11 protein-coding genes are annotated in these 14,060 nt (G+C 56.6%); 2 read left to right on the top strand and 9 right to left on the bottom strand.

The features are described 5' to 3' along the window. Positions 1-145: 145 nt before the first annotated feature. Together ABIE29_RS19965 and ABIE29_RS19960 are read right to left on the bottom strand one after the other, a co-directional pair. Complete coding sequence (locus ABIE29_RS19965) at positions 146-1,156, bottom strand: NAD-dependent epimerase/dehydratase family protein (protein ID WP_429620617.1); 1,011 nt, start codon at positions 1,154-1,156, stop codon at positions 146-148. 151 nt (positions 1,157-1,307) lie between these two features. Beyond that, positions 1,308-2,750, bottom strand: coding sequence for a DUF2867 domain-containing protein (locus tag ABIE29_RS19960; RefSeq protein ID WP_429620615.1), 1,443 nt, complete (start codon positions 2,748-2,750; stop codon positions 1,308-1,310). A gap of 209 nt (positions 2,751-2,959) precedes the next feature. On the opposite strand from ABIE29_RS19960, the gene ABIE29_RS19955 reads away from it, so the two are divergent. Further along, the gene (locus ABIE29_RS19955; protein ID WP_429620613.1) at positions 2,960-3,307 is read left to right on the top strand and encodes a DUF1294 domain-containing protein; all 348 of its coding nucleotides are present in this window, start codon (positions 2,960-2,962) and stop codon (positions 3,305-3,307) included. Positions 3,308-3,365: 58 nt separating this feature from the next. Here the strand turns inward: ABIE29_RS19955 and ABIE29_RS19950 are convergent, their stop codons facing one another. The 6 genes from ABIE29_RS19950 to ABIE29_RS19925 form a co-directional block, all read right to left on the bottom strand. Beyond that, complete coding sequence (locus tag ABIE29_RS19950) at positions 3,366-4,358, bottom strand: MBL fold metallo-hydrolase (protein WP_429620611.1); 993 nt, start codon at positions 4,356-4,358, stop codon at positions 3,366-3,368. Positions 4,359-4,453: 95 nt separating this feature from the next. Next, positions 4,454-5,470, bottom strand: a complete 1,017-nt coding sequence (gene ltaE / locus ABIE29_RS19945) for a low-specificity L-threonine aldolase (RefSeq protein ID WP_429620608.1) — start codon at positions 5,468-5,470, stop codon at positions 4,454-4,456. A gap of 108 nt (positions 5,471-5,578) precedes the next feature. Beyond that, complete coding sequence (poxB, locus tag ABIE29_RS19940; RefSeq protein WP_429620606.1) at positions 5,579-7,300, bottom strand: ubiquinone-dependent pyruvate dehydrogenase; 1,722 nt, start codon at positions 7,298-7,300, stop codon at positions 5,579-5,581. A gap of 124 nt (positions 7,301-7,424) precedes the next feature. Further along, complete coding sequence (gene hcr / locus ABIE29_RS19935; RefSeq protein ID WP_429620604.1) at positions 7,425-8,429, bottom strand: NADH oxidoreductase; 1,005 nt, start codon at positions 8,427-8,429, stop codon at positions 7,425-7,427. A 55-nt stretch (positions 8,430-8,484) separates the two neighbouring features. Continuing rightward, positions 8,485-10,134: a hydroxylamine reductase gene (gene hcp / locus ABIE29_RS19930; protein WP_429620602.1), complete on the bottom strand. Its 1,650-nt coding sequence runs from the start codon at positions 10,132-10,134 to the stop codon at positions 8,485-8,487. Between the two features lie 179 nt (positions 10,135-10,313). Beyond that, positions 10,314-11,210 carry a lysine exporter LysO family protein gene (locus ABIE29_RS19925; RefSeq protein WP_429620600.1) on the bottom strand — a complete coding sequence of 299 codons (897 nt, stop codon included), beginning with the start codon at positions 11,208-11,210 and terminating at the stop codon, positions 10,314-10,316. Positions 11,211-11,390: 180 nt separating this feature from the next. Between ABIE29_RS19925 and ABIE29_RS19920 the strand changes: the two genes are divergently transcribed. Then, a complete protein-coding gene (locus ABIE29_RS19920; RefSeq protein ID WP_429620598.1) occupies positions 11,391-13,049 on the top strand; it encodes an ATP-dependent endonuclease in 1,659 nt (552 codons plus the stop codon). Here ABIE29_RS19920 and ABIE29_RS19915 read toward each other — a convergent pair. Further along, a complete protein-coding gene (locus ABIE29_RS19915) occupies positions 13,046-13,987 on the bottom strand; it encodes a VirK/YbjX family protein (protein ID WP_429620596.1) in 942 nt (313 codons plus the stop codon). The two genes, ABIE29_RS19920 and ABIE29_RS19915, sit on opposite strands and share 4 nt — an antisense overlap. Positions 13,988-14,060 lie beyond the last annotated feature (73 nt).

The raw sequence follows: 14,060 nt of genomic DNA, 5'->3' as shown, positions 1-14,060 counted from the left end.
GGACCGTTCGAGTGGGTTTGCAAATTCGGTGGCGCACTTTGGATGAGTGGGCGATCAAGTTTGCTGAGATTATCTCTTTATTGCCAAATGTGCAGAGACTATCAGCTCCCTCTCCCTGTGGGAGAGGGTTGGGGTGAGGGGTTATTTATAGCCCGTGCAGATTACCGTGCTCTTTCAACCAGCGAGCGGTACGGCTAATGCCTTCTTCAAGCGAAACCACGGGTTGATAACCCAGTTCCTGCTGTGCGCGAGTGGTGTTCAGCGTCAGATCGAAATTGAGCTTCGCGACACTGTAATGGGTCAATACGGGTTCTTTATCGCTTTTACTGCCCAGCTTTTCCATGCCACGCGCCATCATATCCAGCATCGGGTAGGGCACCGAGCGGATGCGGCACTTCATGCCCAACTCATCGATCAGCTGTTGCAGCACGGTGCGTAGCGTGCAGGCTTGCTGGTTGGAGATGTTGTAGGCCCGTCCAGAAGGGGTGTCTTCCTTCACGGTGGCCAGCCACATGGCGTGTACTGCATTATCCAGATAGGTCATATCGACCAGTGCATCCCCGCCTCGCGGTAACAGCAGGCTGCCATAATGTTTGATCATATGCAGCAGGCGCGGCAGCATGATTTTGTCGTGTGGGCCAAATAGCCCCTGTGGGCGTAGGATGGTGAAGTGGGTTTGCGGGTTGGAGAGCGCCAACTGTTGCACCACCTGTTCCCCGGCGGCCTTGCTGCGAGCAAACTCGTTGGCATAACGAATCGGGCGGAAGTCTTCATCCACATTGCGGTGATGATGATAATCAAAGTAAATCGCTGGCGACGAAATATGAATGAACCGTTCCACACCGTAGGCCGCAGCCCATTCCCCCAAGCGGCGGGTAGCGCGGACGTTGGCCAGTTCGAAGGCTTCTTCCGTGCCCCAAGGGGAAGTGAAACCGGAGCAGTGCCACAGCACGTCCACATCCGCCAGCATGGCTTTGGCCTGCGAAGAGATCAGGTTGGTGAGATCGCAATGGATGAATTCGGCACCCATTTTTTCCAGCAGGCAACCCATGGCCTGATTGCGCCCGGTGGCACGTACTTTTATGCCTTGGCGGCGGAGATATTCAACGGCGTTACGGCCTAACCCACTGGTTGCACCGGTGACCAATACCTTCATAACTCACTCTGTTCTCACCAAAAGTCAGGATGCTGAGGGCGTTTTAGCGCACCCCGGCAAATAAGATGCCATTCTTTCGTGATTTTGTGCGCTATGCAATGAGAAAGGACCTAACCGAGACAGCAAACTGTGCGGTTGATCGACAATTAGACTAATGAGAGCGCTGGTTATCGTACTCTTCGGCCAATCGGGCAATCCGTTTGGCCATGCCACGGAAAATAAACAGGTGGGCAGGCATCATGACAAACCAGTATAACAGCCCGCTGAAACCGGCAGGATGCCACCAGGCGCGGACATCGAGCTGGCGACGATCGCCCAGGTCCTTGATGCTGAAGGTCAGGCGGCCAAGCCCCGGTGCTTTCATCCCAAACATCAATGCCAACTGCCGTAATGGCTTCTTGGTGATCACTTTCCAGCCATCGACCAGATCGCCGACTTCCAGTGTGTCACGCTGCGGTCGACCATAAACGACGCCGTTGCCGATCATATCGTCCATGCGGGCGCGGATTTGCCACAGGATGTTGGCGTAGAAGTATCCCTCCTTGCCACCCAACTGCTGCACGACGTGCCATAGCGCTTCACTGGAGGCCTGCGTATCCAGTTCACAGCCCGCATGTTTGGGGTAGAAACCGTAACCGGGCCGCCAGCGAGCGCGGGCTTCAGGATCGTAACCCCAGTCGGCAGAGTCGACCACCTCGTCTTCGCGGCGTAGCGTTTCCTTAACCGCCTCGTCAAAGGTTTGTAGTGGCTGTGGGATCAAGGCTTGCAGCGGTTTGCCATCGGCAGGTAAGTCATGGTTCAGCCCCTGGATAAGCGCGCTGGCAATCGAGGTTGGCACAGAAGTGATCATGCTGATAAACCATACCGAGATAAAGCGTGTCGGCAGCGGCACCGGGATCAGCCAGCGCTTTTTGCCGCTGATCTTGATAAAGCGCTCGAACAGGGTTTGGTAACTGATGTACTCCGGCCCGGCCACGTCAAAAATCCGGTTTTCCTGCGCCGGGTGTTGCAGTAGCTCGGTTAGGTAAGTGAGCAGGTTATCCAGTGCGACCGGGGACGATTTTGAGCGCACCCAACGCGGCGGCGTCAGGATCGGCAGGTTATAGACCATATCGCGCATAATCTCGAACGCGGCTGAACCAGGGCCAACCACGATACTGGCGCGCAATTCGGTGACGGGAATGCCGCTTTGGCGCAGGATCTCGCCGGTCAGTTTACGGGCGATAAGGTGAGGGGAGCTATTGCCCTCTGGTTGCAGTGCGCCAAGGAAAATAACCTGTTTAACGGTGGATCCTCGCAAGGCATCGCGCAGGTTTTCCGCCGCCTGGCGCTCCTTTTCGATAAAATCGTCGCCATCGCCCATGCCGTGGATCAGGTAGTAAACGGCATCGATCTGCCATAGCGCCGCCGTTAGCGTTTCTGGACGATAGATATCCACATAGCGGCAACTTACGTGCGGCCAGTTTTGCTCTTCCAACCATTCTATGCGGCGAGCTGCGGCGGTGATTTCGTGGCCCTGCTCGGTCAAACGGGGGATCAGGTGTTGGCCGATATAACCGCTGGCTCCAAGAACCAGAATTCGTTGGGAGGTCATTGCGCTGCCTTAGTTTATTGATGTTAATGTGAGCGTAGCTTTACCCGTCGTCTTTCAAGCTGCAGCGTTGTTACCTGCAGCTTGAAATCCATAGGGTATAGAATGACAAATTAGCGGGCTAAATGCACTTTTTGTATGGATATCAATAGTTGCATCTGCACGGTGGGCGGTTCACACTACGTGGCGATCAAGCAACGAGCCGATGTCCGATGAAAATCAATTCTCTGTGTTATTTCCTGCTGCTAATTGCCCTGGCTGGCAGCCTGTGTTTTCCCGCTCCGCTGTGGACGTGGTTGCTGCTGGTAAATCTGCTTACTCTGCTGATCTACGGTGCCGATAAACTGGCCGCCTGCAAAGGTTGGCAACGGGTGCCGGAAATCACCCTGCTGCTGTTCGGCGTGTTGGGCGGTTGGATAGGGGCCATTATCGGGCAACGGCTGTTCCGCCATAAAACACAGAAACAACCGTTCAAAACCTATTTTATCCTCAGCGTAGTGCTGAATCTGCTGCTGATACTGGCTGTGGGGTACTGGCTCTATGGCCGGTTGGTGGTTTGAGTTAGCGCAATGTGCGCAACTAAACGGGCGCAGCTGCGCCCGTTGTTATTAATCTGCGTTAAGGTTTCTTCTCGCCGACTATCACCGGTGCATATTCAACCGGCACCCACGCATAGCCTTTACCTTCGACGCGCACATGGCCCAGGCCAGGGAAGGGTAAATGCGCCCCGCCAACCCATAGCTTGTTTTCAGCCGCATCGGCAAACACCTTCTGCCGGGTAGCGATTGCCTGTCTGGAGTCTGTGTCAAAGTCCACCGCCACTTCAGGTTTGGCGAACTGCAAAGAGTGGCTGTGGACGATATCCCCCCACAGCAGCAGTTTCTGGCCGCCGGAGCTGAACAGGTAAGAGGCATGCCCAGGCGTATGGCCCGGTGTCGCTATCACCTCCAACCCAGGAAGCAAATGCTCTCCAGGGCTGTACAGTTTCAGCTTGCCCTGTTCGGCATAAGGGGCCACGGCGTCTTGGGCCATCTTGAACATCGGCTGCGCGTCCTTCGGGGCTTTGAGCGCCATCTCTTTACTCAGCCAATAATCCCCATCGGCCTTGGAGGCATAGACAGTGGCGTTAGGGAAGGCGGCCTTGCCCTGATCGGTGATGCCGCAGGCGTGATCGGGGTGCAGATGCGTCAGCAATATCATATCGACCTGCTCAGGCTGATACCCGGCCGCGCGCAAGTTGTTCTTGATGGCCCCCAACGTCGGCCCAAAACACTGCGAGGTACCGGCATCAACCAGAACCAGATGCGTACCGGTATTCACCAGAAACGCGTTAACCGCCGTCTGTATGCCTGACTGACTATCGGTAAACATGCGGGCGAACAGCTTTTGCATATCCGGCTCGCTGACACCATGGAATAGCTTGGCGTCCAGTTTGACGTAACCGTCGTACAGCGCTGTCACCTCCAGGTTACCCAACATCATGCGGTAATAGCCAGGAGCCTGCGTTTGCTGTTGGGCCGGCGCCGGGGCGGCGCTAGCTGGCAAGGTAAACATCATTCCACTGCTAACGAGGGTGAGAGCTAATAACGTCTGGCGAAATTTATGACTCATAGATGATATCCCTTCAGGTATTGGAACTAGGCTGATATAGCGGGTTTGGCGAGAACCGGGAAGTGGGGGCACCACCCGGAGTTACTGCAAAAAAGTTAGGCGTGCTGCTGCAAGAATTCCCGCCACAGATCGACCACTTTTTGCAGGTCCTGGCGGCTAACGTTGAGGTGCGTCAGGATACGGGTCAACGGCCCGGCGCTGAGCAACACGCCACGTTCACGCATCCAGGGGCCGAGTTTAGCCGCCAGTTCCGGGGATTGGCGCAGGTACAGCACGTTGGTTTGTGCGCCCGGTTCGGCGATATCCACGCCAATGTCACGTAGCTGCTGTTCGAGCCATTTGGCGTTGTCATGATCTTCTTTCAGCCGCTCGACGTTGTGCTCCAGCGCATAGAGCCCGGCCGCCGCCAGAATGCCGGCCTGGCGCATACCGCCACCGGTCATCTTGCGCCAGCGGATGGCGCGTTGAATAAACGCTTCGCTACCGCATAACAGCGAACCAACCGGTGCACCCAGACCTTTCGACAGGCAAATGGTGAAGGTGTCGCAATACTGGGCAAGAGTTTTCAGCGGCACGTTCAACGCCACTGCCGCGTTGAAAATGCGCGCGCCGTCGATGTGTAGGGCCAGCTTGTGCTCACGAGTGAACTGCCAGGCCTGTTGCAGATATTCCAGCGGTAGCACGCGGCCGCTGATGGTGTTTTCCAGGCTAAGCAAACGGGTCTTGGCGAAGTGAATATCATCGGGCTTGATGGCTGCGGCGACTTTGTCTAACGGCAGTGTGCCATCGGGGTTAGCCTCGATCGGCTGGGGCTGAATGCTGCCTAGCACTGCGGCACCACCGGCTTCATATTTGTAGTTATGCGCCTGCTGGCCAACGATATATTCCTCACCACGCTGGCAATGGCTCAGCAGGGCTACCAGGTTGGCCTGGGTGCCGGTGGGCAGGAATAATGCAGCCTCTTTGCCAGAGAGCCTGACGGCTTCGGCCTGGAGGGCGTTGACGGTGGGATCGTCACCATATACGTCGTCGCCGACGTCCGCCTGCGCCATGGCGGTACGCATCTCTGCGCTAGGTTGGGTAACGGTGTCACTGCGTAAATCGATAAGCATACGGATCCTTGGTAGCCGATGAGGAAAAGGCTTTCATCATAACCGGATTGGCGCGGGGCAAAAGCGGAAAATGCAGGGGACAACCAACTTCATTGTCCCCAGAAGCGATTAACGCAGCCAGTTGGTTTTAGCCAGTTCGACGACCTCATCACCTCGGCCATTGATGATGGCGCGCAGCATATACAGACTGAACCCTTTAGCCTGTTCGAATTTGATCTGCGGCGGCATCGCCAGCTCTTGCTTGGCCGTGACCACGTCGAGCAGGGCCGGGCCAGGGTGTGCCAACATTTCCTGCAATGCCGCGTCCAGCTCGGAGGCCTTTTCTACCCGAATGCCTTTGATGCCTGCCGCATTGGCGATGGCGGCAAAGTCCGGGTTGTGCAGATCGGTGCCATCGGTAAGGTAGCCACCGGCCTTCATCTCCATCGCCACAAAGCCCAGCACGCTGTTATTGAATACCACCACCTTGACCGGCAGCTTCAACTGGGCCAGCGACAGAAAATCCCCCATCAGCATGGTGAAGCCACCGTCACCGCACATGGCGATCACCTGTTTATCCGGTTCGGTGGCCTGGGCACCTATCGCCTGCGGCATGGCGTTGGCCATTGAGCCATGGTTGAACGAACCGAGCAGGCGGCGTTTGCCGTTCATTTTCAAATACCGAGCTGCCCACACCGTTGGCGTGCCGACATCGCAGGTGAAGATGGCGTCATCCGTGGCTGAGTTGCTGATTTGCTGTGCCAGATACTGGGGGTGGATCGGCTGGTCATCGTTCGCAGTAGCCAACCCGTCGAGATCTTTACGCGCCTCCCGGTAATGCTCCAGCGCCTTATCCAGGAACTTGCGGTCGCTCTTGGCTTGCAGCTGTGGCAGCAAGGCGCTGAGCGTCGTTTTGATATCGCCCATCAGCGCCATATTGACCGGGCAATGGGCGCCGATGCTGCCGGGGTTGATATCGATCTGAATGATATTGGCCTGGGTCGGATAAAACGCCCGATAAGGGAACTGAGTGCCTAGCAGCACCAGGGTATCCGCGTTCATCATGGCGTGGTAGCCGGAGGAGAAACCGATCAGCCCGGTCATGCCGACGCTGTAAGGGTTATCCCATTCGATATGCTCTTTACCGCGCAGGGCGTGCACAATCGGGGCCTGCAACAGTTCTGCCAGTTTGACGACTTCGTCATGCGATCCGGCGCAGCCGCTGCCGCACATCAGGGTAATATTTTTGGCGTTGTTCAGCGTTTCTGCCAGTTTTTGCAACTCGCTCATCGGTGGCTGCATCAATGGGTGTGCAGGCGTATGCCACACCATGCTGGCATCTTCTGGGGCCATTTGCAGAGCGACATCCCCCGGCAGCACAATCACCGAGACGCCACGGTTGAGGATCGCTTTACGCATGGCGATCTCAAGCACTCGCGGCAGTTGCTCTGGGTTGGACACCAGCTCGCAGTAGTGGCTGCATTCACGGAACAGCTCTTGCGGGTGAGTCTCCTGGAAGTAGCCGCTGCCGATCTCGCTGGAAGGAATATGAGCGGCGATGGCCAGCACCGGGACGTGATTGCGGTGGCAATCGAACAGGCCGTTGATCAGGTGCAGGTTGCCGGGGCCACAAGAACCTGCGCAGACCGCCAGTTGGCCAGTGAGCTGCGCTTCGGCACCGGCGGCAAAGGCGGCGACCTCCTCGTGGCGGGTGCCCATCCAGGCGATGGTTCCCATCCGGTGCAGGCTGTCACTCAGGCCGTTGAGTGAATCGCCAGTAACGCCCCAAATCCGTTTTATACCTGCCTGTTCCAGCGTTTTGGCGATCAGCGTGGCTACTGTTTGCTTCATCGTTCCTCCAGTCATTATCCAAAATGAGGGGTACTCGCCCGGTCAGAGGCAAACAGAAAGTGTAGAAGGGCATTAGGGGATACGCTTATCGATATGTGCCCCATCGGGAAGATGGGGCAAAGCTTCAGGCGAGGGTGACGTCACTTTGTAGCTGGCAACTACAGGCCAGCACGTAGCCCTGTTCGATTTCCGCCGGGGTTAACGTCATGGTGCTGGTGGTGGTGTATTGGCCATCGATAATACGGGTTTTGCACGAGCCGCAAACGCCAGCACGGCAGGCGGCATTGACCGGTAATTTATGGGCTTCTAAAGCGGCGAGCAAGGTGCTGCCGACCGGCACGCGGAATTCACGCAGCGGCTGACCGATGCGCAATGTTAACTGTTCACTTTTCCCATCATCCTGCTCTGCCGAGGTGTGGAACTGTTCCTGGTGGAAGTTGGCAGTGGGGACGCCGAGTCCCAGGCAAAGCTGCTCAACCTGTTGCATGTAAGGGGCCGGGCCGCAGGTCATCACGGTACGTAAGGCGATATCCGGCGCGGCCTGTTGCAACACTTGCTCATTGATGCGGCCAGACAGGAAACCGGGCTGCGCATCCTGCTCTGCCATCAAGGTCAGTTGCAATTGTGGATGGGCGGCACATAGCCGTTGCCACTGTTCGGCAAAAATGACATCGGCAGGGGTGCGGACGTTAAAGATCACTCGGATATCGCATTGCGGTTTGTTCACCAGCAGCCAGCGGCACATCGACATGATCGGCGTGACGCCACAGCCGGCAGCCAGCATCAGGTAGCGATCGCTGGGGTGTTGCACGCAGCTGAATTCTCCCTGGGCGTCTGATAGCCAAAGTGTTTGGCCAAGTTTGACCTCTTGCGTCAGCCAGCGTGAGCCGAGGCCATCCGCCAGGCAACGCACGCTGATGCTGATAAAAGGACTCAGGCCGGGTGAAGAGGAGAGGGTATAGGCACGTAGCGTGTCTTCACTGTTGCGAATGCTGACCAACGCAAACTGACCGGGTTGATAAGGATAAAAGTCGTTATTGATCAGGTTCAGCGTCCAGACGTCGGCGGTTTCCTGGTGCAGGGAGTGCACCTGCATCGGGTTGGGGCAAAGTGGGCTGGGTTGGCTCATAGGGCACCTCAAAACAAACGGGGCCGCCGCGATGGGCAGCCCCGGAACAACGGCCTTAGCCGAGAAGGGTTTGCATATCCTGCTCTACGGTGGTGACCGAACGCAGGCCGAATTTTTCATTCAGCACCGCCAACAGATTGTCGGTCAGGAACGCCGGGGCGCTTGGGCCGGTGACGATATTTTTCACCCCTAGCGACAGCAGCGTCAGCAGAATGACGATCGCTTTCTGCTCGAACCACGACAGCACCAGGCTGAGCGGCAGATCGTTGACCGTGCCACCGACTTTCTCGGCGAGTTTGACTGCCAGCATCACGGCGGAATAGGCGTCGTTACATTGGCCAACGTCCAGCAGGCGCGGTAGCCCTTCCAGCGTGCCGAAGTCCAGCTTGTTGAAGCGGTATTTACCGCACCCCAGCGTCATGATCAGGCAATCTTGCGGTACGCTGCGGGCAAAATCGGTGAAATAGCTGCGTTCGTCACGGCTGCCGTCACAGCCACCCACCAGGAATACGTGGCGCAACTTTTTCTGAACTACCAGGTCAACCACGGTGTCGGCGGCGCTGAGCAGAACCTGACGGCCAAAACCGACGGTGATCAACTGTTCAATCTCGCTGTAAGGGAAGCCAGCCAACTGCTGCGCCTGAGCGATCACGGTGCTGAAATCATCCCCTTCCAGATGATTGACGCCAGGCCAGCCAACGATGCTGCGCGTCCAGATACGATCGCCATAATTGCCGACGTTCGGATCGATAATGCAGTTGGAGGTCATGACGATCGAACCCGGGAATTTGGCGAATTCGGTCTGCTGATTCTGCCAGCCGCTGCCGTAGTTACCTACCAGATGCGGGAATTTTTTCAGTTCCGGATAGCCATGGGCCGGTAACATTTCGCCGTGGGTATACACGTTGATGCCGGTGCCTGCGGTCTGTTCCAGCAGCAAGCGCAGATCTTTCAGGTCGTGGCCGGAAATCAGGATCGCTTTGCCTGCTACCGGGCGCACGTTGACCGTAGTCGGCTGCGGATCGCCGAAGGCGCCGGTTTCACCGCGATCCAGAATCGCCATCACGCTGAAGTTCATTTTGCCGATGGCCATCGAGTTGTTCAGCAGGGTGTCCAGATCGCTCGGTTGGGTGCCCAGCCAGGCCATGAAGGCGTGGTAGTCGGCATAGATCTGGTTGTCGAACTGGCCCAGCACATGGGCATGTTCCATATAGGCGGCGGCCCCTTTCAGGCCGTACAGGCACAGCATACGCAGGCCGTGGATATCGTCGCCTACCTCGGCTTTATCTTTATTGAGGGCAAACAGCGCAGCCTGTTGCAACAGCGCAGGCATATCGTTGCCGGCCAGTTGCAACTGGGCCAACGGGTGATCGACTTGTACACTAGCGTCGAGCAGGCGGCAGCGAACCGCCAGCGAGTCACGCAGGGCAATGGTGTCACGTGCGTAGCCGATAATGCGTTCGGAATCGAAGTTAACGTTGGTCAGCGTAGAGAAGAAGGCGCGTGGGGAGAAACTGTCGACATCATGATCGATAATGCCTAATGCACGCGCCTGCAGGGCCCAGGCAGATAGCCCTTGCAGCGCCGCTATCAACAGATCCTGCAGGTCGGAGGTTTCTGCCGTTTTGCCGCACATCCCTTGAGCGTAGGAGCAGCCGTTACCTGCTGGTGTCCGGATGGTTTGTTCACATTGCACACAGAACATAATCGCTTCCTTTTTTAAAGTTGCATTTATAATGCTTGTTTTAAGCATAGATCGATGACGCAACCTTAAAAAGGCTTTTGTGAAACAACGTTAACAAAGTTTGATTTAGAACAAGTTGGCGTGCGGATGGGAATTATTACGTTTTGCTCTACGGGCACGGCGAACCGCGCCCGTAGACGTCAGGAGAACAGGGCGATTAGCACCGGAGCCAACAGGCTCAGCAAGAATCCGTGCACGATGGCCGGAGGCACCATTTCTATCCCGCCGCTGCGTTGTAGCACCGGCAGCGTGAAGTCCATCGAAGTGGCACCACATAAACCCAATGCAGAGGAGCGGCTGCGACGCACCAGCGTAGGGAGCAGCATGATCGCCACCAGCTCACGCGCCAGATCGTTGAAGAAGGCGGCGCTGCCCATCACTGGGCCATAGGCGTCGGTGATCAGGATGCCGGAAAGGGAATACCAGCCAAAGCCTGAAGCCATTGCCAAACCCGCTTTCAGCGGCAGCCCCAGCAGCAGTGCGGCCACGGCACCACCCACCAGCGAACTGATCGCCACCACCACGGCGACCATCATGCCACGGCGATTGAGGGCAATCTGGCGCAGCGTCATCCCACTGTTGCGTAGCTGCGCACCTACCAGAAGCAGCAGAAACAGCAGGGCGTATTCACTACCTTGACCGGCAAATTGCAGCCAGTGCCACTGGGTGAGGCCCAAGGCAAAGCCGCCAATCACCACTCCACAGAGTTTCAGAGACTCCAATGCCATATGCAGGCGCGAGGGCAAGGTTTCTTGCTTGTGGGTACTGTGCCAGGGGCGGTGGCGTTCAAACAGTGATAACCACAGAAGATTGGCGCAGAAAATACACAGAAAAAACACCAGGGTATACTGAAAGATCAGCAGCAGATTACTGCTGAGGTTTTCCAGGAATGCCAGGCTGATCCCCATAATGAACAGGATCACATACACCATCCAGCTCAGCAGGCGGTTAATGGCCCGGATCAGGGTGACGCTACGCAAGGGGACAAGATAACCGACGATCAGCGGTATCAATATAATCAGCAGTCCTGAGTACATGTGAAACTAGCGTCCTTTAATCTGGAGAGAGTACGGCAAACCTAACACGCTAACCAAAATGGGCTAAGGAGTAAAGTGGCGGATTTACGCGCTTTGCAGCACGCTGTGACAATGTCTGCTTGACCTGCAATGGCTTTATTGCTCATCCTCAAGGTATCAGGCGAATAAAGGAGTCAGCAGATGTACCTGGAGCGTATTGAGATTGTAGGATTCCGCGGTATCAACCGGCTTTCACTGACGCTGGATGATAATACCGTGCTACTCGGGGAAAATGCCTGGGGCAAGTCCAGCCTGCTGGACGCCATGACCTTTTTGCTGGCCCCCGAACAGACGCTGTACCGCTTTGAAGCCAAGGATTTCTACTTCCCGCCAGGCGATGAGGCGGCCAAAGATCGTCATTTGCAGATTATCTTCACCTTTTGCGAAAAGGATACCGGCCATGCGCATCTGCCGCGCTATCGCCATCTTTCGCCGCTGTGGTCGAAGGGGGAAGATAACCTGAGCCGCATTCACTACTGCTGCGAAGGGGAATTAGATGATGATGGCACGGTATGTACCTGGCGGCGTTTTCTTGATGCCGATGGCAACGCCTTGCACCTGCACCATATCGATCAACTGGTACACGCCCTGATCCGTATTCATCCGGTGCTGCGGCTGCGTGATGCGCGCTTTATCCGCCGCCTGCGGCCCAGCTCACTCAGCGATCGCCTCCCTGCCGATAACGAAGCCCTGGCACAGCAGTTGGATCAACTGACGCGTGAACTGGTGCGTAATCCGCAAAAGCTGACCAACTTCGAACTGCGGCAGGGGCTAGCGGCGATGCAGCAGTTGCTTGAACACTATTTTGCCGAGCAAGGCTCACAGGTTGCGGGGCCTCGTCGCCATCGTCAGCCGCCGGAACAGCAGGCGTGGCGTTCGTTGGACAGCATCAACCGCATGATAGCCGAACCTAACAGCCGCAGCATGCGACTGATCCTGCTGGGGATGTTCTCTACGTTGCTGCAGGCCAAGGGCAACGTAAAACTCGATCCCCATGCCCGGCCATTATTGCTGGTAGAAGACCCGGAAACGCGCCTGCATCCCATCATGCTGTCGGTGGCCTGGGGATTGCTCAACCAGATGCCGTTGCAGCGCATTACCACCACCAACTCCAGCGAACTGGTGTCGCTGGTGCCGGTGGAGCATATTTGCCGCCTGGTGCGCGAATCGGCCCGGGTTGCCACCTATCGCCTTGGGCCTAAGGGGCTAAGTGCGGAGGACGGGCGGCGCATCGCGTTCCACATCCGCTTTAACCGGCCTGCCTCGCTGTTTGCCCGCTGCTGGCTGCTGGTGGAAGGGGAAACCGAGGTCTGGCTGCTCAACGAACTGGCGCGCCAGTGTGGCTATCGTTTCGAGTCCGAAGGTGTGCGGGTCATTGAGTTTGCCCAATGCGGGCTGAAACCCTTGCTGAAGTTTGCCCGGCGCATGGGCATTGAATGGCACGCTCTGGTGGATGGCGACGAAGCCGGCAAGAAATACGCCAATACCGTGCGCAGCATGCTGGATAACCATGAAGATAACGAGCGCGATCGCCTGACCGCGCTGCCTGCACCGGATATGGAACACTTCATGTATCGGGAGGGATTCAGCCCTGTCTATCATCGGGTGGCCTCGATCCCGTTAAAGGTACAGATGCCGGTGCGTAAGGTGATCCTCAAAGCGGTGCATCACACTTCCAAACCCGACCTGGCGATTGAAGTGGCCATGCAGGCCGGGGCGTGGGGCACCGACTCGGTGCCACCGCTGTTGAAGAAAATGTTCTCCCGTGTGATGTGGCTGGCGCGGGGCCGGGCGGACTAAGAAAAGTGTTTGCCAATCCCCTGTTGGAGCTCATCCAGTAACTGGTAACGGCGGCGATATTCCGCGCGTTTTTTGCTGGCGATGGTTTCCATCGGCTTGCGGCTAATGCGCTCGGGTAACAGGAAATAGCCGTTATCGAGTTGCTTGCCGCCCATGGAAAGCCAGAACTGATCGTAATCGGCATGCAGCTGATTTTTCTTTTTGTGGTGGTAGCGCCAGTTTTGGTAAATATGGGTGGTGTTGCCTACCGCGATCAACTGCCGGATACCCAACTGTTGGGCCAGTTGGCAAATGCCTTCCAACACCAGGCGTTTTGGAAACAGGCCGTGGCAGGCTTTGGTCGTATTCTGGATCTCAGCGTGCGGCACCGCGCAATTGGCGCCTTGCATACCGCCGATAAATAGCGTGGGTTGTTGCTGGTAATTCATCAAGGTGAAGGTCATTTCAGCTAGCATGACCCCTTGGCTATTGCGTAACAGCAGGGTCGTTTCACCCTCTTTATTCAAGTGGTCCAGAGATGCCAGTTGCAGGCAGATCTGCTCACCATTTTTGTCCTGTGCGCGGCTTAAGGTAAAGGGATGGCTACCCAGCTGGCCGAGGTGCATCTTCAGCGGCATGCGTTGGGCGAGCAGATCGTAGTGATCGCGCAGGGCAAACAGACGGTCGATACGGCTCATGTTGTTCGCCAGATAGGGGCGATGCAGTTTGCATGGCAGATTGGGCTGTGCGCGTAAAATCTCATCCAGTCGAGGGTTGGCGGCCAGCGTATTGAGCAGGCTGCGAGTCGTGGGCCAGCAGAGCAGCGAACGGCCAAGAAACTTAAGGCGGAATGACGTTTTTTTCCAGGCATTGCTGGGCACTTTCTCGCCATTGATCAGTGCCGTCATCAGTTGGCTGGCCGGTTTGGCCGATATGAGTGGATAGCTGAGCTGAGACATGATGAAATCCTGGTCTGTGTCTAAATGACCATTTCAGCAAGGCTTTACTAAACAGGAGTTCAATACAGCATGG

Origin of the sequence: Serratia sp. 2723, assembly GCF_050434425.1 — a bacterium.
Taxonomy (GTDB): domain Bacteria; phylum Pseudomonadota; class Gammaproteobacteria; order Enterobacterales; family Enterobacteriaceae; genus Chania.
This window is presented reverse-complemented; position numbering and strand designations above follow the sequence as displayed.

What these genes read in the sequence shown, in the direction of transcription:
- ABIE29_RS19925 (WP_429620600.1), bottom strand. Translation starts at nt 11,210, where the DNA reads ATGTACTCAGGACTGCTGATTATATTGATACCGCTGATCGTCGGTTAT.
- ABIE29_RS19965 (WP_429620617.1), bottom strand. Translation starts at nt 1,156, where the DNA reads ATGAAGGTATTGGTCACCGGTGCAACCAGTGGGTTAGGCCGTAACGCC.
- poxB (WP_429620606.1), bottom strand. Translation starts at nt 7,300, where the DNA reads ATGAAGCAAACAGTAGCCACGCTGATCGCCAAAACGCTGGAACAGGCA.
- ABIE29_RS19915 (WP_429620596.1), bottom strand. Translation starts at nt 13,987, where the DNA reads ATGTCTCAGCTCAGCTATCCACTCATATCGGCCAAACCGGCCAGCCAA.
- ltaE (WP_429620608.1), bottom strand. Translation starts at nt 5,470, where the DNA reads ATGCTTATCGATTTACGCAGTGACACCGTTACCCAACCTAGCGCAGAG.
- hcr (WP_429620604.1), bottom strand. Translation starts at nt 8,429, where the DNA reads ATGAGCCAACCCAGCCCACTTTGCCCCAACCCGATGCAGGTGCACTCC.
- hcp (WP_429620602.1), bottom strand. Translation starts at nt 10,134, where the DNA reads ATGTTCTGTGTGCAATGTGAACAAACCATCCGGACACCAGCAGGTAAC.
- ABIE29_RS19955 (WP_429620613.1), top strand. Translation starts at nt 2,960, where the DNA reads ATGAAAATCAATTCTCTGTGTTATTTCCTGCTGCTAATTGCCCTGGCT.
- ABIE29_RS19960 (WP_429620615.1), bottom strand. Translation starts at nt 2,750, where the DNA reads ATGACCTCCCAACGAATTCTGGTTCTTGGAGCCAGCGGTTATATCGGC.
- ABIE29_RS19920 (WP_429620598.1), top strand. Translation starts at nt 11,391, where the DNA reads ATGTACCTGGAGCGTATTGAGATTGTAGGATTCCGCGGTATCAACCGG.
- ABIE29_RS19950 (WP_429620611.1), bottom strand. Translation starts at nt 4,358, where the DNA reads ATGAGTCATAAATTTCGCCAGACGTTATTAGCTCTCACCCTCGTTAGC.